General features: G+C 55.8%; 18 protein-coding genes and 1 tRNA gene. 13 read left to right on the top strand and 6 right to left on the bottom strand.

Going from position 1 to position 17,389, the window contains the following annotated elements; all coding sequences use genetic code 11:
* Window positions 1-148: 148 nt before the first annotated feature.
* Window positions 149-685, bottom strand: coding sequence for a LuxR C-terminal-related transcriptional regulator (locus ACR0K1_RS24010; protein ID WP_480617225.1), 537 nt, complete (start codon window positions 683-685; stop codon window positions 149-151).
* Window positions 686-896: 211 nt separating this feature from the next.
* Here ACR0K1_RS24010 and ACR0K1_RS24005 point away from each other — a divergent pair, with 211 nt between their 5' ends.
* The 5 genes from ACR0K1_RS24005 to ACR0K1_RS23985 all read left to right on the top strand — a co-directional run bounded on the left by ACR0K1_RS24005 (window position 897) and on the right by ACR0K1_RS23985 (window position 6,797).
* The gene (locus ACR0K1_RS24005) at window positions 897-2,192 is read left to right on the top strand and encodes a helix-turn-helix domain-containing protein (RefSeq protein ID WP_480852129.1); all 1,296 of its coding nucleotides are present in this window, start codon (window positions 897-899) and stop codon (window positions 2,190-2,192) included.
* A 77-nt stretch (window positions 2,193-2,269) separates the two neighbouring features.
* Window positions 2,270-2,650: a response regulator transcription factor gene (locus ACR0K1_RS24000; RefSeq protein WP_480617229.1), complete on the top strand. Its 381-nt coding sequence runs from the start codon at window positions 2,270-2,272 to the stop codon at window positions 2,648-2,650.
* Window positions 2,651-2,733: 83 nt separating this feature from the next.
* On the top strand, window positions 2,734-2,958 hold the full coding sequence (locus ACR0K1_RS23995; protein ID WP_480617230.1) for a hypothetical protein: 225 nt from the start codon (window positions 2,734-2,736) through the stop codon (window positions 2,956-2,958).
* On the top strand, window positions 2,958-5,636 hold the full coding sequence (locus tag ACR0K1_RS23990; RefSeq protein WP_480852128.1) for an ATP-binding protein: 2,679 nt from the start codon (window positions 2,958-2,960) through the stop codon (window positions 5,634-5,636). Before ACR0K1_RS23995 ends, ACR0K1_RS23990 begins: the two co-directional genes overlap by 1 nt.
* 75 nt (window positions 5,637-5,711) lie before the next feature.
* A complete protein-coding gene (locus ACR0K1_RS23985) occupies window positions 5,712-6,797 on the top strand; it encodes a FliM/FliN family flagellar motor switch protein (RefSeq protein ID WP_480852127.1) in 1,086 nt (361 codons plus the stop codon).
* Between the two features lie 6 nt (window positions 6,798-6,803).
* Here the strand turns inward: ACR0K1_RS23985 and ACR0K1_RS23980 are convergent, their stop codons facing one another.
* From ACR0K1_RS23980 to ACR0K1_RS23970, 3 genes are read right to left on the bottom strand one after another with little or no spacing between them, the layout of a single operon-like run.
* Window positions 6,804-7,235, bottom strand: a complete 432-nt coding sequence (locus tag ACR0K1_RS23980; RefSeq protein WP_480852126.1) for a protein tyrosine phosphatase family protein — start codon at window positions 7,233-7,235, stop codon at window positions 6,804-6,806.
* 9 nt (window positions 7,236-7,244) lie between these two features.
* Window positions 7,245-7,676 (bottom strand): DUF6691 family protein, encoded by a 432-nt coding sequence (locus ACR0K1_RS23975; protein WP_480617234.1) that lies wholly within the window; start codon window positions 7,674-7,676, stop codon window positions 7,245-7,247.
* The gene (locus tag ACR0K1_RS23970) at window positions 7,676-8,104 is read right to left on the bottom strand and encodes a YeeE/YedE family protein (RefSeq protein WP_480852125.1); all 429 of its coding nucleotides are present in this window, start codon (window positions 8,102-8,104) and stop codon (window positions 7,676-7,678) included. The genes ACR0K1_RS23975 and ACR0K1_RS23970 overlap by 1 nt, the downstream gene beginning before the upstream one ends.
* Window positions 8,105-8,488: 384 nt before the next feature.
* On the opposite strand from ACR0K1_RS23970, the gene ACR0K1_RS23965 reads away from it, so the two are divergent.
* On the top strand, window positions 8,489-8,704 hold the full coding sequence (locus ACR0K1_RS23965) for a hypothetical protein (RefSeq protein ID WP_480617236.1): 216 nt from the start codon (window positions 8,489-8,491) through the stop codon (window positions 8,702-8,704).
* A 9-nt stretch (window positions 8,705-8,713) separates the two neighbouring features.
* On the opposite strand, the gene ACR0K1_RS23960 is transcribed toward ACR0K1_RS23965, so the two are convergent.
* Entirely contained in the window at window positions 8,714-8,932 is a 219-nt protein-coding gene (locus ACR0K1_RS23960) for a hypothetical protein (RefSeq protein WP_480617237.1), read from the bottom strand.
* Window positions 8,933-9,096: 164 nt separating this feature from the next.
* On the opposite strand from ACR0K1_RS23960, the gene ACR0K1_RS23955 reads away from it, so the two are divergent.
* The gene (locus tag ACR0K1_RS23955) at window positions 9,097-9,363 is read left to right on the top strand and encodes a DUF2312 domain-containing protein (RefSeq protein ID WP_170530827.1); all 267 of its coding nucleotides are present in this window, start codon (window positions 9,097-9,099) and stop codon (window positions 9,361-9,363) included.
* Window positions 9,364-9,382: 19 nt separating this feature from the next.
* On the opposite strand, the gene ACR0K1_RS23950 is transcribed toward ACR0K1_RS23955, so the two are convergent.
* The gene (locus ACR0K1_RS23950; RefSeq protein ID WP_480852124.1) at window positions 9,383-10,258 is read right to left on the bottom strand and encodes a hypothetical protein; all 876 of its coding nucleotides are present in this window, start codon (window positions 10,256-10,258) and stop codon (window positions 9,383-9,385) included.
* 176 nt (window positions 10,259-10,434) lie between these two features.
* Between ACR0K1_RS23950 and ACR0K1_RS23945 the strand changes: the two genes are divergently transcribed.
* From ACR0K1_RS23945 to ACR0K1_RS23920, 6 genes are all read left to right on the top strand, one after another.
* Window positions 10,435-10,510 (top strand) — tRNA-Thr (locus ACR0K1_RS23945).
* A gap of 79 nt (window positions 10,511-10,589) precedes the next feature.
* The gene (locus ACR0K1_RS23940; RefSeq protein WP_480852123.1) at window positions 10,590-12,005 is read left to right on the top strand and encodes a DUF6538 domain-containing protein; all 1,416 of its coding nucleotides are present in this window, start codon (window positions 10,590-10,592) and stop codon (window positions 12,003-12,005) included.
* A gap of 57 nt (window positions 12,006-12,062) precedes the next feature.
* Window positions 12,063-13,334, top strand: a complete 1,272-nt coding sequence (locus ACR0K1_RS23935; RefSeq protein ID WP_480852122.1) for a hypothetical protein — start codon at window positions 12,063-12,065, stop codon at window positions 13,332-13,334.
* 631 nt (window positions 13,335-13,965) lie between these two features.
* The gene (locus ACR0K1_RS23930; protein WP_480852121.1) at window positions 13,966-14,649 is read left to right on the top strand and encodes a recombinase family protein; all 684 of its coding nucleotides are present in this window, start codon (window positions 13,966-13,968) and stop codon (window positions 14,647-14,649) included.
* Window positions 14,650-14,945: 296 nt separating this feature from the next.
* Entirely contained in the window at window positions 14,946-15,692 is a 747-nt protein-coding gene (locus ACR0K1_RS23925) for a hypothetical protein (RefSeq protein ID WP_480852120.1), read from the top strand.
* The gene (locus ACR0K1_RS23920; protein WP_480852119.1) at window positions 15,685-16,797 is read left to right on the top strand and encodes a pentapeptide repeat-containing protein; all 1,113 of its coding nucleotides are present in this window, start codon (window positions 15,685-15,687) and stop codon (window positions 16,795-16,797) included. Before ACR0K1_RS23925 ends, ACR0K1_RS23920 begins: the two co-directional genes overlap by 8 nt.
* Window positions 16,798-17,389: the final 592 nt, after the last annotated feature.

Here is a 17,389-nt window from a genome sequence, read left to right as displayed (position 1 = left end):
GTGTCCTCGACGGTTCCCCTTTGGCCCGTCTGTCCTTCGCGGGCTTTGGTCTGATTACGCGGCGTTATAAGCTATGCGCGCGGTCATGAAAAGCGCAGTCTGGACTTGGCAAACCGCGTTTCAGACAGTTTGCGGCCCGTCCCGGGCGCTACAGGGGCATGCCCGACAGTTTTGCCACCAGTTCCGGCAGTTTGCGCGCGCCGAATTTTTCCAGAAGCCGGGCGCGGTAGGCCTCGATCGTTCGGTAACTAAGCCCCAGTTCCACGCCGATTTCCTTGGCCGACAGGCCCCGGCAGGACAGGATCGCGACCTCGCGTTCGCGCACGGTCAGTTCGACCAGAGGGCGTTCTTCGGAAATGTCCGAAAAGCTCCAGATACCGTGCCGGAACGGGTCGTCGGGCGTCAGGGATCGTCCGCGCGCCCGGCACCAGAACAGATCGCCATTGCGGCGGCGCATGACCCGTTCATCGGTGTAATAACCGGTGTCGCGCATCACTTGCAGGCTGCGCTGGCCGATCCTCTCCCAATCCGCGACCGAGGGGTAGAGGTGCAGCAGCGGCATGTTGCGATAGTCGCCCTCCTCTCCGCCGAAGGTCCGGGCAAACTGTAGATTGCAGCGCCGGATGATCCGGTTTTCCAGTTCCACCAGTCCAATCGGGGCGTATTCGAATGCGGGATCGCTCATCTATTCATCGTGCCGGGAAACGGGGCGGAAATGAAGGGGCGATTGGAAACTTGTTTACTTTGGGTCGGGGTCATCGGGAACAATATGGGTGCAGGGGTGGTTCGGTTTGTGTAAACTATGTAAATCCCGATTGAAAAATTCGCCATAACCAATAGAAAAATAGGGATGGTTGTGAAAACTCTCGGGCAAACCCGGACGGGAGAAAGCGAAAATGCCAACCGCGCTGACAGGAAGCCGGATACGGGAACGCAGGCTGATCGCGGGTTTGCGGCAGGCCGAGCTTGCGCGGCAGGTTGGAATCTCGGCGTCCTATCTGAACCTGATCGAGCATAACCGCCGCCGGATCGGGGGCAAATTACTGGTCGATATCGCCGGGGCGCTATCGGTCGAGCCCTCTCTTTTGACGCAGGGGATCGAGGCGACGCTGATTTCCGCCCTGCGCGAAGCGGCGGTCGATGCGGTCGGCCAGCAGGCCGAGGTGGACGGACTGGAAGAGTTCGCGGGCCGCTTTCCGGGCTGGGCCGGTGTTCTGGCCCATATGCACCGCCGGGTCGTGTCGCTGGAGCGCACGGTTGCAACCTTGTCCAACAGGCTGACCCACGATCCGCATCTGGCGGCGTCCATGCACGAGGTCTTGTCCACCGCAGCCGCAATCCGGTCGACTGCCGCCATTCTTGCGGATACGCAGGACATCGATGCGGAATGGCAGGATCGGTTCCACAAGAACCTGCATCAGGACGCCGAACGCCTTGCCGACAGCTCCAAAGCGCTGGTCACCTATCTGGATGACAGTGACTCGGCCACCGATCCGCGCGGCGTGCCACTGGAAGAGGTCGAGGCTTTTCTGAGCGCGCAGGGGCATCACTTTCCTGAAATCGAGGCGCAAGGGGATTGGTCCTCGGTCGCGCTCGAGGCGCTGGAAACCACTGCCGCGCGCGCCGTCGCCGAGGATGCGCTTCGGACCTATGCGGCGGATGCGCGGGCGATACCCTTGGGCGCGCTTACAGACGCGCTGGACGGGGTCGACCCTGACCCGATGGCACTGGCGGCCCGCTTCTCGGTCGATCTGGCAACGGTTTTGCGGCGTCTGGCCTCTTTGCCCGAGGGGGTATTGGCGCGCCCGGTGGGGTTGGTTCTGTGCGATGCGTCCGGCAGTGTGTTGTTTTTAAAGACGATCCCCGGTTTCTCGGTTCCCCGCCACGGGGATGCCTGCCCGTTATGGCCCCTGTTCGCGGCGCTGAACCGGCCTTTGGTTCCGATTCGAAAGCGGGTGCTGCAGACCGGGCGCGCGGCTGCCGAGTTTGACTGTTTCGCGTTTGCCTGGCCCCAGCCCGTGCCGGGGCACGATCTTGAGCCGGTCTACCGTTCGATCATGATGGTGCAGGCGGTTCCGGAAGGCCGGGACGGCCCCGCCGCAGCGGCACAGGTAGGCCCCGGCTGTCGGGTGTGTCCAAGCGCGGATTGCCCATCCCGTCGCGAGCCGTCGATTCTGAGCGAAGGTTTTTGACAGTTTCCTGACAGAACGCTTAATCTGACTGCGACGGGTGGCAAGTTGCGCGATCCGTTTTGGGAGGAAGTAAACATATGAGCCGCAAGGTTCTGCTGATAGAAGATGAGCCCAACATTGCCGAGGCCATCCGTTTTCTGCTGACCCGCGAAGGGTGGCAGGTGGATACTCATGGCGACGGGGCCGACGCGGTGCAGGTCATTCAACAGGCGCAGCCCGATCTGGTCATTCTGGACGTCATGTTGCCGGGCAAAAGCGGCATGGACATTCTGCGCGACCTGCGCGAGCTGGAAGATATGCAGGGCTTGCCGGTGCTCATGCTGACGGCGCGCGGTCAGTCGCGCGACCGCCAGATGGCCGAAAGCGCCGGGGTGAGCCGGTTCATGACCAAGCCGTTTTCAAATGCCGAAGTGCTGACCGCCGTGCGCGATCTGCACGCTCAGGCCTCGCGGTTATGACCGGGGGCGGGGGCACAGGTCGCACGCCTCCGGGGTCAAGGCCGGCGCTTTTTCTGGAACGGCAGAGCTATCGCCGCAGAAGGTTGACCGATGCGGCCCGACTGTTGCCCTTTATCGGCGCGGGGTTGCTGTCGATCCCGCTGCTTTGGCCTGATCCAGCGGCCGGGGATGGCGGAGCGGTGACGCTGTCGTCGGCCATGATGTACATATTCTCCTGTTGGGCGCTGATGATCCTTGTAGGTTTGGTCTTTGGCTTCGCCGCCCGGTGGTTCGGGGCGCGCGATGACGCGGATTCGGACGCAGACTGATGGCCACGCTGAACGTCCTGATCCTGGTCTGTCTGGGCTATGTCGTTTTGCTGTTCGGGGTCGCCTTTGCCGCCGACAGATTGGCCACCGCAGGGCAGGGCAGATGGCTTCGCTCGCCCCTGATCTACACGCTGTCGCTGTCGATATACTGCACCGCCTGGACCTTTTACGGAGCGGTCGGCAGCGCTGCGCGGTCCGGGTTGGAATTTGTCACGATTTATCTGGGGCCGACACTGGTCATGGTCAGCTGGTGGTGGGGCCTGCGCAAGCTGGTGCGGGTCGGGCGCAGCCAGCGGGTGACCTCGATCGCTGACCTGCTGTCGTCGCGCTATGGCAAGTCGAACACGCTGGCGGTCTGCGTGACCATCCTGGCCGTGCTGGGCGGTACGCCCTACATCGCGCTGCAATTGCAGTCGATCACGCTGTCTTTCTCGATCTTTGCCGAGGCTGATCCAAACGGCCTTTATCGTGAAGGGTCCAGCGTTTTCTGGGTGGCAGCCGGTCTGGCCGTGTTCGCGATTCTGTTTGGCACGCGCAATCTGGACGCAAATGAACGCCACCACGGGGTCGTGACGGCCATCGCTTTGGAAGCTGTGGTCAAGCTGTTCGCCTTGCTGGCCGTCGGGATCTTTGTCGTCTGGGGCGTGGCCGGGGGCATCGGGCCGATGCTGGACCGGATCGATGCCTCGGAAATCGGGCAGTGGAATGTGGATGCCGGGCGGTGGACCACGCTCATCTTTCTGTCTGCTGCCGCCTTTGTCTGCCTGCCGCGCATGTTTCAGGTCATGGTGGTCGAGAATGACGATGAAGGGCATCTGAGAACCGCAGCCTGGGCCTTTCCGCTATACCTGCTGTTGATGAGCCTGTTCGTGGTTCCGATTGCGGTGGTCGGGCTGGACCTGCTGCCCGCAGGCTCGAACCCCGACCTGTTTGTCCTGACGGTGCCGCTGTCGCAGGGGAATGAGTGGCTGGCGATGCTGTCCTTTATCGGCGGGTTTTCGTCAGCCACATCGATGGTGATCGTGACGGCGATGGCGCTGTCGATCATGGTGTCGAACCATGTGGTCATGCCGATCTGGCTGAGCACGCAGGAAGGGTCGGGCTCGGTATCAGGGGACGTGCGCAACATCGTTCTGATGGCGCGCCGGGTGTCCATCGCGGTCATCATGGCGCTGGGCTATTTCTACTACAGCCTCTCTGGCGGTGGCGCGGCGCTGGCCTCCATCGGGCTGATCGCCTTTGCCGGGATATCGCAGATTCTGCCGGCGATGGTCGGCGGGCTGTTCTGGCGCGGGGCCACAAGAACCGGCGCACTGGTCGGCCTGACGGTTGGGTTTGTCCTTTGGATTTATACCCTGCTGCTGCCGGGTATTGGTGGCACCTGGATGCCCGATGCGGTGTTGCAGAACGGTCCCTTTGGCATTGGCTGGCTGCGCCCGCATGCGCTGTTCGGCATCGAAGGGATCGACCCGATGGTACACACAGTTCTGTGGTCGATGTCGCTGAACACCGTCGCGTTCTGTGTTGCGTCCCTGCTGAGTTTCCCCAGCCCGCTGGAGCGTTTGCAGGGCGCCCAGTTCGTCAATGTATTCGACCACTCGGTCGCGTTGCGCGGATGGACCGGATCGGTGGCGCAAAGCGAAGACCTGATGATCATGACCCAGCGGATTCTGGGTACCGCCCCCGCGCAGGAATTCTTTCGCGCCGAGGCCGAACAGCAGGGCGGCCGGACCCGCCTGCCGGAACCGACGCCGGGCTTTCTGGAACGGCTCGAACGCGAGCTAAGTGGCTCGGTCGGGGCCGCCACGGCGCATGCGATGATCGGCCAGATCGTGGGCGGTTCATCCGTTTCCGTCGAAGACCTGCTGGCTGTTGCGGACGAATCCGCCCAGCTACTGGAATATTCCAGCCAGCTTGAGGTGAAGTCCGCCGAACTCAGCCGCACCGCCCGCAAGCTGCGCGAGGCAAATACCAAGCTGACGCAGATGTCGGAACAGAAGGACAGTTTTCTCAGTCAGGTCAGCCATGAATTGCGGACGCCCATGACCTCGATCCGCGCGTTTTCCGAGATCATGCGCGACACAAAAGGGCTGAGCGGCAAGGATCAGACCCGCTATGCCGCGATTATCCATGACGAGGCCCTTCGCCTGACGCGCCTGCTGGACGATTTGCTGGACCTGAGCGTTCTGGAAAGCGGGCAGGTCAGCCTGAACGTGGGCGATGACAGCCTGCGGTCTGTTCTGGACCGGGCGGTGTCCAGCGCGCTGGCCGGGTCGGATCAGACGCTGAGGGTGCAGCGCAGCAAGGCCTCGGAACGCATCGCGCTGCATACCGATCTGGATCGGCTGGGGCAGGTGTTCATCAACCTTATTTCTAACGCACAGAAATACTGCGATGCGGATGATCCGATGCTGACCATCTCGGCCCATGATGTGGGCGGGCAGGTGGTCGTTGATTTCATGGACAACGGCAGCGGCATACCGCCCGAGGCACAATCGATGGTGTTTGAAAAATTCGCCCGTGTCGGCGTCGATAAGGCAGGCGGGGCCGGGCTTGGGCTGGCAATCTGCCGCGAGATCATGCACCGCCTTGGTGGCGAGATCAGCTATTTGCCCGGGCAGGGTGGGGCAGCCTTTCGCGTCAGCCTGCCGCTGGCCTATCGGCAGGCCGCGCAGTGAAGCGCTTTAGAACTTTGTAACCCTTCGCGGGTTAGACCAGTAGGCGATCCTGAGACCATCAAGTGAGCCGCAGATATGGCACAGCCCCTCAGCCCAGCTTTGGCCCGCAAAATCTCGGCAGGGCGGGACGACCCGACCGAGGGCACGCATTCTGTCCCACGCGCCCTGCGGTTGGGGTTCGCGCGGGCTGCGGGTGATCGGTTGAACCTGCCTTTGGCGGTAATTGGCGCGAAGCAGAGCCAGCGCGCGCCCTCGGATCTGACCGGGATGATCGGAAAGGATTGGTTGTTGTTGAAGCTCAGCGGTGCCGAAGGGATTGCCGCTGTGTGCCTCGACCCCGCGTCCGTTTCATCAATCGTCCAGATGCAGACCATAGGCGAGGTGATGCCCGGCGCGATTTCCGCGCGGGCTTTCACGGATACCGACGCAGCCATGGTGGCGCCTATGATTGAAGATGCGTTAAAACGCGCGTCTTTCCTGGTTGAGCCTGCAGCAGAACAGGCCGAATTGTCGGGTCATGAATTCTCGTCCCGCGTTGCGGATATTCGGTCCTTGTCTCTGGCTTTAGCTGATGAGGACTACCGCGCTTTTGAGTTGACGGTCGATCTTGCGGGCGGATTGCGGCAGGGGCAGATCGCGGTTCTGTTGCCAATCCGGCCATGCGATTCTGAACCGGGCGATGATAGTCAGATCGATACAGGGCCAAGGCTTGAACAGTCTTCAGGCGTTGTCCGGGCCGAACTGAATGCCATTCTGAGCCGGGTCACGCTGCCTTTGGGAAGCCTGTCCGGCATGGCCGTGGGCGAGGTGTTGCCCTTGACCGGGTCCCGGCTGGACCGAACCGAAATCCTGACCATCGACCGGACACGCGCCGGGGTCGGGCGGCTTGGCCAATGCGGGGGCATGCGTGCGGTTCGCTTGAATGAACAGGCACCGGTGCCCGCGCTGACGGAAGGCCAGGAGTTTTTCGAAAGCAGGGCGGGTGCGCGCCAGTCGGATAACAGCGATGCACCTGAATTTATGCCGGATACCCCCGGCTATGACATTGAAACGGTGAGCACGGATTTGAACGAACCACAAAGCGACCTTGGATTGGCGGATTCCGAAAAGCTCGCCGCCGAAATCTCGCAATTGGCAGGCTTGGCCGACCCCGAAGGTTAAGCCGGGTCAGTTTGTCGTATTGCGTATCTGATCCAGCGCGGGGCGCAGGTTTTCCAACTGGTAGCCCGCGTTGGTTGTCGCATTCAGGATGTCATCGGTGCTCATCCGGTCGCATTGCCCCAGCGCCCAGACGACCGAGCATCTGGTGCCCGAGGCGCAATAGGCCAGAACCGGCCCGCCGCAGCTTTCGGCCATGTCCCGCTGCCGCGCCACGTTTTCCGGTGTCATTGTCTGATGCGTCAGTTCCAGCACTTCGTATTCCAGACCCGCCGCGCGCACCGCGTCCCCGATCGCGTCCGACTGCATGTCCGCGGGAACCTCGACATTGGGCCGGTTGCAGATGACCTTGACGAATCCGGCTGCGGCGATGGCTGGCACATCATCCACGGTGATTTGCGGCGAAACGGCATAGCGGGGTGTTATTGGTCGAATCTCCATGACAAATCCTTATGTCGCGTTTCGGGCCCTGTCCAGCCGCGCGCCCACGGGCTGGGCCAGCAACATTCCCGCGATCATCGCGGCCAGAAACACAACGCCGCCGAGGCCGCCATAGCTCAGCGACGCAATCGCAGGCCCCGGGCACAAACCCACCAGGCCCCAGCCGATCCCGAACATCGCCGAGCCTACAATCAGCCGCCGATCCAATTCCGGCCGGGACCGTGCGGGAAACTGCCCGCCGGTCAGCGGGCTGCGCCCTGCGGTCAGGCTCCACGCCACCAGCATCGGCAGAATGGCACCGCCCATCACAAAGGCCAGGGTCGGGTCCCAATTCCCGAAAATGTCCAGCCATCCCTGAACCTTGGTGGTGTCCGTCATGCCCGAGATCAGAAGCCCCGCGCCAAATAAAGATCCGGCAATCAGTGAGATGAACAAGCGCATTAGATCAGCCCCCAGACTTGGCGCAGCAATGCCACCGTGACCGCTCCGGCACCGATATAGACGACAGTGGCGATGATCCCGCGCAGGGAAAACCGCGAGATACCGCAAACCCCATGACCCGAGGTACATCCGTTTGCAACGCGGGTGCCGATGCCGACAAACAGCCCGGCGATGATCACAAGCGCCAGATTGCGTGTCAGGTGGGTCTCAGCCTGCGGCGCAACAATAGGACGCAGCAGCAGGGGTGTCCCAACAACACCGGCCAAAAAGACCAGACGTTCCGCATGGCGCGCGGGCTCAGTTCGGTCCACAAGGCCGCCCAGAATTCCGCTGGCCCCCATGATCCGGCCATTGCCCAGCAGGTACACCGCCGCCCCAAGGCCAATCAGCAGACCGCCGAGCCCGCCCCACATCCAAGCTGCGTTCATGTCAGAGAGTTCCTTTTTTGCTGTGTCTGATTCCGTTGATGGGCTTTGGGGCAAGGGCAAAACCCGCTTGGTCCCCAACGCGCGGCGGGTATGCTCGCAGATATTTCAAAGCTTCACTGGGCAATAACATGTTCCCGTCCCGGCCTCGTGGTTCCGACGGGTGTTACATATATAAAAAAAAGAATATATTGCAACGGGCGAAGCCACTTTGACACCTGTCAAGGACAGGCATGTTAAACTTGCCTAAACTTTAGCCAAACCGCGCCAGATTGCCAAAAAAGCCGAAATGCCCGGCAATATTCCGCACAACGTATAGTGAAATACTTCGAGTCTTATTCTCGTTACTTATATCTGTCATAGTGAGACATCGTGGGAGGATGGAATATGGCACAAACAAATCTTTATTCCGAAGCCGAGCAACTGGAGCAAAAGCTGCAGAACGCCTGTCTGGATACGCGTCTGGCCTTGCAGCCGAGCGTCAGCAAGGTTGTGGATCGCATGCGTCAGCAGGGCATTCACATCCCGTCGCGTCTGCGTCGGTTGGATGCGGCGCTGTGTGAAGACGCCATGGAAGCGCAGTTCGACAACCTGCCGGTCTAAATCAAACGGTCATCCGAAGGATATCCCGAGGATGACCAGCATCAGCCCGATCACCGACAGAAACAAAGACGCCAGGTTCCAGGGCAGAACGCCCTGAACCGCAGCCCTCAGTTCATCATCCGACAATCCGGCCTTGCGCGCTTTCATCACGCGCAGAATGCACCAGATCAGACCGGCAAGCCCGGCCAGAGACAGGGCAGCCCCGCCCCAAGTGATGAATTCGAACATGGTTCCCCACATTTTCTTGCCGATTTCCCCCGCGCTTAACGGATCGGGTCGGCTGGTACAAGCCTGCCCCCAGGATTGCATGCTTGCGACCCGCGCGGCTGCGATGTATCCGGCATCTTGCCCGATGTCACAGCATCAGAATTCAGCCCTTGGGAGAGACGCACATGGAAGACATGACCGAAGATCAGGCCACCGCAAACTACCGGGTGACAGCAGGCGAACTGCGCCAGTTCATCGAACGGTTCGAGCGGCTGGACGCGGAAAAGAAAGACCTCGCCGAGCAGCAGAAAGAGGTCATGGCAGAAGCCAAGGCGCGCGGTTACGACACCAAGGTCATGCGCAAGGTCATCGCGTTGCGCAAGCGCGACAAGGACGACATCGCCGAAGAAGAAGCCGTGCTGGAAATGTATAAGGAAGCGCTGGGCATGTAAGGCCCCGGCGATCACCGGTTTAACGTTTCAAAAACCGAATATTCGGCATCGCCCGGATTTTGGCCAGATCCTGCTGGTACAGTTCCGAGAACGCGTCGACCACCTCGGCGCTCCAACCCGGAAGGTGCAGTTCTTCCTCGATTTGCTCTGGCAGGGCGTGCTCTTCAAAGATGGTTTCCAGTTTTTCCCGGCGGTCGTCGGGATGCTGGGCTGTCTCTTCCCGGATAAGCTGCAGCAGCTGTTTTTTGCCCGTTTCCGTCAGAAGCGAGGCCAGCAGCGCGTGTTCGTCCTTTAGCGCGACATCGTCGGCCAGACCGGCCATGGCGCGCAGGATGTCGCCCCAGATCAGCGGCGTATCCTCGTTTTCCCACAGCGTGAGCCGGACTTCGGGGGCCAGGTCCTGTAAATCCTCGATCATGCCCAGCCAACTGAGGCAACTCAGATCCGTGCTGTGCAGGATCGCTTCGCGCTGTGTTTCGTGCAGCGACATCAGCACCTTGGGAATAAAGCTTCCCGGGTTCATCAGACCGACAAAAAGTTCAATGTCATCGCCTTCAAGCAGTTGCGCTGTGTATGCCGTCCGCTGACCCGCAAAGGGGTAAATCTGTCCCTGCTGCAAAGCCGTCCGTCTGGGGCCAAAGAATTTGTCACTGGACAGAACCACGCGCCGGATCGCCTCACCATCTGGCAGGATACGCCGCAGAGTTTCCCGGGCTTCTGAGTTCGGCCTGTTTTGCACTTGGGAATCCGACATCTCCTTGACGAACTGCCTGCAGTGACGTGGCCCCAGCACGGCAAGGCCCCGGCCCGCCAGACCGGACCGGTTCGCCAAAAGAGACCCCAGCAACTGCCCGCCATCGGTAAAAGCCGCACCGGCGTGAATAACGACCTGCATTGTAAACCCTGCGCCCTGACGTCCTGCCGCGAGTGTTACAGCCTGTTTCCCGGTCCGTAAATGCTGCGCCCCGGGCTAATGCGTTTTGCCAGTTTCTCAGGAATTTGAACAATCTCCAAGCCAGAGCGAAAATGTGACTTGCAGTCCTGCGCCAGAGACAGTAATCGACAGCCAATGCCCCTATAGCTCAGCTGGTAGAGCAACTGATTTGTAATCAGTAGGTCCGCGGTTCGAGTCCGTGTGGGGGCACCACAAAACTCATGAAATATCTTAAATATCAGCGTGTTAAAGCGCATTCTCTGGATTCGAAGGTGACACACGAGGTGACGCTATGCCTCTAGTCATTGCTGAATTTGGAGCGATTATGATCTCAGCGAAATACGTTACTCAGAAGATAGAGGGTGGTGTTTACTATTTTCGGAGGCGAGTTCCCGAGGATATGCGGAAGCACTATCCAGACCTCAGTAAGCGAGGTGAATTGTTCAAGTCTCTTAAGACTAGAAGCCTTAAAGAGGCCGCCACTAAGGCCCACAGGCTGGCAACGGAACAGGATGCCCTCTGGAAAAGCCTTCGAAGCGGGGAGGTTACAGCAGGGCCAGAGACTGTCTCTGCAGCAATTGCTCTTCTAGATTCTTTCGGGCTGAAACCCGGGCAGCATATCGAATACAAAAAACACGGCTTGGAGCCTGATTCCTTTCTGGATGAAATTTTCTTCCAAGCCGGTGTGTTTGGATCGGAAGACCTGACTCCTGATTGGCGGGAACATCTGCCACCTGTTCACCGGCTGGCCGCCGAGTTTTTCTATGGTGCAAAGGAACCTGTATTTCTCTCTCAGGCTCTAAGACAGTTTCAGGAACTGAAGGGGGAAGACCCGGAGGCGAAGAAGGGAAAAACCCGTGCCACTGTTGTCATGGAGTTCATTTCCATCTGCGGCGACTTACCAATTGACCAGTACAATCGCTCCCACGCCAATCAGTTCAGAGACCACTTACTTCAGAAGGGGAACAAGACCGATACCGTAAAAAGGCGATTGAATGACATTAGGCCGATCTTTAATACCATCAGTCGTGAACACGAAATCGCTAACCGGGGAATTTTCGACGCCATCAACATCCCGAACTTAGGCGAAGACAGCAAGGACAGGCTTCCTTTTTCCACCGAAGAATTAAGCCTGATCCAGTCCGAATGCCTCAAAGCAGATGATGACATCAGGTGGATTATTGCCCTGCTTTCTGACACAGGAATGCGCTGTGCAGAGGCAATTGGTTTGAGGACCGAAGACGTTTTCTTGAACGAACCCGCCCCCTATCTGATGTTGCGCCCAAATGAAGCACGGAGCCTGAAGACAAAGGGGTCAGAAAGATTGGTGCCGCTCGTCGGCGCTGGGCTGTGGGCTGTGAGAAGGGCCAAAGGTCACGCCCAGAACGGGTTTTTGTTCCCACGCTACATCGATTTTCGCGGTTCACCATATGCGAACAAGGCCACTTACGCTTCAAACACAATCAACAAGTGGTTGAGGTCTTTCCCGCTGGACAGGAAAGATCAAAAGTCGGCGCATTCGTTCCGCCACACCGTTCAAGACAGGCTGAGGGACGCCCAAGTACCAAAGGAAATCCAAGACGCAATCTGCGGCTGGCAAACCAAGGGAATGGGGGCGAACTACGGTCAGGGTTACTCGGCTAGTGTTCTGGCTGAACATCTACAGAAAATTGTACTTGCCGACCTGTTCTCCAATCAACCGCCATAGGTCCCGACTTTACCCGGTGGTGATGAAATCAAAAAAAAGCAAGATGACAAGCATAACATGGCAACTGTTAAACCAGACTTTGAACCCGAAGAATTGAGAATGGCGAACATGGCGTCTTTGGTGATGCTGCCCTTTTCGGAAGACGCCCATTCGGCGGTGGAGGCCATTCTCCGCCAAACCATTTCGTTTCAACTTAAAGAAGGGAGAAGGGAAAGAGGGCTGACAGCTAGTGCAACCGGTTCTCTAAAAGCCACCATCGCAGCCCTGCTTGGCGACCTACTGGAAGCGACCCTGAATTCTGAAGCAAATGGCTACTGTTGGCGAGAAAGTGACAAGGGAAAGTTCAAAAACACCTTAGCCACCAGTCGGCACTATGAGACCCTAAAGGAAGAATGGCACCTGATGGGGTTGATGGATGTTGTTCCCGGCTTCAGGGGCAGTTCCGATTGGGAGGGTGAGAAATACTATCCGGACACTCCGAACAAACGGTGGGCCACACGCCTCAGAGCTACCCCTCTGTTGCTGAACGTGCTTGCTGAACACGGCATCACCCCCAGTACGGTAACGCTACATTTCAGACATGATTTGAAGAAGTCCAAGCCGCTCACTCTCAGAGCAACTAAGTTGAAGGGTCAAGCCAAGGCTACAGCCATCCAATACCCCAAAACGGCAGTGTCCGAGGGGCTTGAAGCTGATGTTACGGAAATCAATGCATTTCTGAGTGAGTGGGAATACAGCTTCGGCGCTCCGCCAGTATTGTACCGATTGTTCAACAACGGCGATACCGAGGACTACCAGTGGGATATGGGGGGGCGGTTTTATGGCCCTGCGTCAACCTACCTCAACTGGAAATCCGAAGACAGAAAGGGCATCCAGATTGGCGGTGAGCCAACTGCTGAAATCGACATTCAAGCATGCCAGCTAACTTTGCTGCTTGGTCTGTTCGGTGTCGATTATGTAGTTGGAACCGACCTATACCAGATCGATGGAATTGATCGGGAAGAGGTTAAGCAGGTGATCAATTATATTGTTGGGAATGGCAGGGTCAGCAGTCAGAGCAACTCTGTGCAAGATAAGGTACTAGACCGCTACCCTTTTCTGTACGACATAGAGGATAAAGGCCTGAACTCGCTACGGCTTCAGGCAATCGACTCCTCTATCATGAACCAAACCCTTCTGACACTGAAACGGGGATACAACATTCCCGCCCTTCCTGTTCATGATTGCCTTATCGTTCGGGTCGGGGATTTAAATACCGCTCATGAAATCTTCGGTGACGTTTTCCATGAACATTCAGGTGTGCGGCCAACCATGACGGTGGAGTATTGATAGGGGATCAGATTCAATGGGTGTCTGGGGTTAAAAATTGGATGCCTAGATGCATGAGTGTGTTAACATCGTCGCCAATAGGATGGCATATGAAATAACAAAGGTTCCTAGGGTGGCATATGTATCAGCTACCTATGGATATATAATATGCCTACCTATCGGGTTACTATGAACGCTAAGGTGTTGGCATTAGCTCAGATAATTTCGGTTCTGGGTGCCTGTTCTGTTGGATCGGTCTAATGCAATTCGGACCCTCAGGAGCGCCCCAATTGGCCACTTGGCAGGTGTGCCGCCATGAAGTCGCCTAGAGGCCCTAAGTGAAGCCCTATGTGGCTCTCAAGCGCCTTTTAGTTTTTGGGGTAACGTTTTCATTTTATCTGCCCAAGAGTCCTCCTGATTACTGAGGGCAGACTTGTTTAAAAAAACAATAATGACAGCAATAAAGACCCTGCTTTTTTGAAGTCGACTTCTCAAACCCCGGCCCCCTCTTGGACCGGTGTATACTACCCCGGGAGGAACAGGGCTGCCGCTACACTGATTTGTTTCCCTGATTGTAACAGTCACAACCAACGTTGTTGTTTGACACAGACTTCTCATTGCCAGTAGCATTGCCTGCAATGAGAGGAAGCCGATGAAACGTTATGTAATCTATAAGCGGGTCAGCACTAAGGAACAGGGACGGTCTGGTCTGGGTCTGGCCGCTCAAGAAAGAGACATCAGAATTTTCCTTGAAGCATACGCAGAGAACGCTTTTGAAGTGGTCGGCGAGTTTGCTGAGGTGCAAAGCGGAAGAAGCGAAAAAAGGCCCATACTTCGCAAAGCTTTGAGGCTCGCTCGGGAATTGGATGCTGAGTTACTAGTTGCTAAGTTGGATCGGCTAAGCAGGAAGGTCTCTTTCATCGCCCAACTCATGGACGACCCAAAACTCCAACTCAAAGTAGCTTCGATGCCCAGCGCCGACAAATTCCAACTACACATTTATGCCGCACTGGCGGAGCAAGAAAGGGAATTCATATCCATTCGCACTAAGGCGGCTTTAGCTGAAGCGAAGGCCAATGGCGCAAAATTAGGGGGACTGAGGGACAAGACCAATAATCGGAATGCTACTGTTAAGAGAATGGCCTTGGAAAGAGCAGAACAGGTTTCCGAATTGGTCGTGCCTTTAAGGCGTCAAGGACTAAGCCTACGAGCCATTGCCGACGCCTTGAACGCTTCCGGTGTTCCCACCGCCAGAGGTGGTGTTTGGCGAGCATCGCAGGTTCGAAGGACGTTGAACAGGCTTGTGGAAAGCAAACAGTCAGCAATCTGTCAGTAGAGTCCAAGGGGCCTTCTAATAGTAGAATCCCAAGCTTATGATATCGCATGAAAAATTGAACAAACGGAAGAATCTGTTCAAATAGGGTTGGTCAACACATGATAAATTTTATTGCGGTTTCGGCTTGGTTGAGACTAGTTTGCGTATCTGTCGCGCAGCTTGAAGGTAGTTGAGCATTGGTCCCCGCCTCGATTTCTCGGAAGTACGTCGAGAATGCGCTACCGAATGCTGCAGAGCTGGTCTTGCATGTATTCCAAGGTTCAAGATTTGACCGTTTCCCCCTTTGCATTGACACGGTGTTTGGACGAGAAGTCTTCAAGTCGAGAAAGCTAAATGCCAGTTTCGCTGTATCGTTTAAGCATGCATACGTAAGGGTTGATCTGGTTAACGCTGAAATTGCACCCACCCGGCCGAGGTATATTAGGTCTGTCGATAAAAACTCTTTTGTTAGGTACGTAAAAAAAGAGCTTGAGAAGGGTAAGAAAGCCGACTTGAAGGCAAGAGGCAAGATCGGCCTTGGCATAAAAAGCCTTTTGACGTTTGTTGGCATAGACGCTGCGGTTGAGGCCGACTTTGCAAAGAATTTCAACGAAACTGACCTTGATCAACTCGAGCAATCACTCATTTTCAATATTGTTGAGCCCCTGCCGATGTTAACTTGGCAGATCGGTAGTGCCACATTTGGTGACCCTGAAAGGGAATTGGGTGAGTTAACAAGCACATACTTTGAACGCCCCTCCGATCACTATTTGGATAGTGAAGCCGAACATCCGTCGGCTTTATGTGATGTTCAGCCCATTGCAACTACAGATGACATCGCAGTAAGGCTTATAGTCGAGGTTGCATCTCAGGGTGTTGTCTATTCTCCGTTGGATCAGAACGGTGACCAACTAAATATTCCAAAAAACAAAGAGATTGTTGAGAAAATTCTATTCCAGAAGGAGTTAAAGAAGCATCTAAAAGACAACAAAATTAAAAGACTACATGGCAGAACGTGTATTTGCTTTGGAGAACTTACCATAAAAGGTGAGCCCAATGGATAGATTTGATGCAGAAAATTCGCAATTTAAGATAATTAGCGGAATACGAAATGCAAAAACTGAAATATTTTCAGAATTAATTCGAATAGCGGAGCTCGACCCAAGCACTGACTTGATGTTCTGCGACCTTGATGGTGTAGATTTTTCAGGTTCTGATCTTCGTGGGTTCAATTTGACAGGGTGTTCCGTCGATGGGGCTAATTGGGAAAACTGTCTGGTAGATCAAACCACAATATTACCTGACTTGCCCGCTGAAGCCGTCCGCACACTGATAGTTAGTTCACAACGCCTTGAAGGCGACGTTCAGCCGACCGCCACTCTTTCATGCGTTGTCTTGAATACATTTGAACGCGCTTCCTTCTTACCAGCAGCCAAAAGCATTCATCCTCTGGAGCTTGCGTGTGTCGACACGACGATTCTCAATATCATTTCGAAAGAAATTCAGAAAATTCGTCCTAACCGAACGCACATCTTGGTCGATAAGTCTTCACCGACATTTGCTGAAGTTCTTAGGCCTAATCAAGCTCTCGAAGGCGAACTCCGTGGCACTGGAAAAAGCGCATTGCTCTCGGAAATAGAGTCGATTGATAAAAGGTTGAGCAATACACACGTCTATGAGAAGCGAAACACTAAAGGCGGCGCTCTCGTTAACGCGCTTCGGCATTTTGTTGAGTATATGAATGAAAGTCATGTTTTTTTGATCGATCCAACTTTTTTGCACCTTTCCCCGGAATACTCAGCTGGACGGGATTTTGAAAACTGGAGAGAAACGACGAATGACACGATACTCAAATGTACCAAGAATGAAAGGGCGCTCGTTTCTCGGGCCTTAGTTCCACGCCGCCTAGCAATTCGAATACTTGGAGTGCTAGATGAAGATGATAAACAAAACAGACACTTGGATTCGCTGTCCGATTTGTTCAACTACCTAACCTCAGACAGTATAAAAATTACAAAAGAACACGGCACAATTCGATACTTACGTGCAAGCGACACCGTAAAAATCAATGTGGCATATGCGTTGAATAATCCTGAACTAATTGATGATTTTAAAGAATACATGGTTTACTTGACCACAGATCATCAAAGCTATGAAAACTCGGCTTGATTTGAAGTGGGTCGGGGTTTTTCAGAGTGTTATGAGTTCTAATCGACTACCGCGATTTCTTTCCAATCTAAGTAGTTCATACTTAGTCGTTATTGCTTGCGAGCTATGAAAACCGCACATTAGAGGACGCAAAAGACCATATTGATCTTGGTTTTTTGTTTGGGCATTACTCGTGGCGTTTATGTGGTGATGCGAGAGAACTGCAATACTCCCGGTTGGGCTTATGATCTTGGCAACCCATCGATTGGCGGCGCTTATGTAAGATGAGGAGAGTGTCACGCGCGCGGTTCGGGTCTGATCATTTGTCTTTGCTACGCCGAAAGCCCTTCGCGTCGGGATGGTCTCTAGGCAATTGGCTCCATACACACCAGCCGTATGCACTCCGCATCAACCTCAGCGCTAGCGAGCGCTAATTGTGAAAAGTCACGGTTGAACGGTGGGGCAGCAATCATGCTAAGTGTCAAAAAAGTTGACAAGTTTGTTACTTTCGTCAGGATTTCCTAGGGTCAGGATTCATAACCAATAGATGACGACAGCGGCGAGAGCGATGGCCGATAGGAAGACCTTTGGGCATCGGTCATAGCGGGTCGCC

Source organism: Ruegeria sp. F5, from assembly GCF_056533845.1.
The sequence above is the reverse complement of the archived record's forward strand: the minus strand, read 5'-3'. Positions and strand labels throughout refer to the sequence as shown.

Excerpts from the sequence above, each read along its gene's own strand:
- ACR0K1_RS23980 (WP_480852126.1), bottom strand. The coding sequence starts at position 7,235 with ATGGAGATTCGACCAATAACACCCCGCTATGCCGTTTCGCCGCAAATC.
- ACR0K1_RS23920 (WP_480852119.1), top strand. The coding sequence starts at position 15,685 with ATGGATAGATTTGATGCAGAAAATTCGCAATTTAAGATAATTAGCGGA.
- ACR0K1_RS24000 (WP_480617229.1), top strand. The coding sequence starts at position 2,270 with ATGAGCCGCAAGGTTCTGCTGATAGAAGATGAGCCCAACATTGCCGAG.
- ACR0K1_RS23950 (WP_480852124.1), bottom strand. The coding sequence starts at position 10,258 with ATGCAGGTCGTTATTCACGCCGGTGCGGCTTTTACCGATGGCGGGCAG.
- ACR0K1_RS23955 (WP_170530827.1), top strand. The coding sequence starts at position 9,097 with ATGGAAGACATGACCGAAGATCAGGCCACCGCAAACTACCGGGTGACA.
- ACR0K1_RS23940 (WP_480852123.1), top strand. The coding sequence starts at position 10,590 with ATGCCTCTAGTCATTGCTGAATTTGGAGCGATTATGATCTCAGCGAAA.
- ACR0K1_RS23985 (WP_480852127.1), top strand. The coding sequence starts at position 5,712 with ATGGCACAGCCCCTCAGCCCAGCTTTGGCCCGCAAAATCTCGGCAGGG.
- ACR0K1_RS23975 (WP_480617234.1), bottom strand. The coding sequence starts at position 7,676 with ATGCGCTTGTTCATCTCACTGATTGCCGGATCTTTATTTGGCGCGGGG.
- ACR0K1_RS23965 (WP_480617236.1), top strand. The coding sequence starts at position 8,489 with ATGGCACAAACAAATCTTTATTCCGAAGCCGAGCAACTGGAGCAAAAG.
- ACR0K1_RS24005 (WP_480852129.1), top strand. The coding sequence starts at position 897 with ATGCCAACCGCGCTGACAGGAAGCCGGATACGGGAACGCAGGCTGATC.
- ACR0K1_RS23960 (WP_480617237.1), bottom strand. The coding sequence starts at position 8,932 with ATGTTCGAATTCATCACTTGGGGCGGGGCTGCCCTGTCTCTGGCCGGG.
- ACR0K1_RS24010 (WP_480617225.1), bottom strand. The coding sequence starts at position 685 with ATGAGCGATCCCGCATTCGAATACGCCCCGATTGGACTGGTGGAACTG.
- ACR0K1_RS23935 (WP_480852122.1), top strand. The coding sequence starts at position 12,063 with ATGGCAACTGTTAAACCAGACTTTGAACCCGAAGAATTGAGAATGGCG.
- ACR0K1_RS23990 (WP_480852128.1), top strand. The coding sequence starts at position 2,958 with ATGGCCACGCTGAACGTCCTGATCCTGGTCTGTCTGGGCTATGTCGTT.
- ACR0K1_RS23970 (WP_480852125.1), bottom strand. The coding sequence starts at position 8,104 with ATGAACGCAGCTTGGATGTGGGGCGGGCTCGGCGGTCTGCTGATTGGC.
- ACR0K1_RS23930 (WP_480852121.1), top strand. The coding sequence starts at position 13,966 with ATGAAACGTTATGTAATCTATAAGCGGGTCAGCACTAAGGAACAGGGA.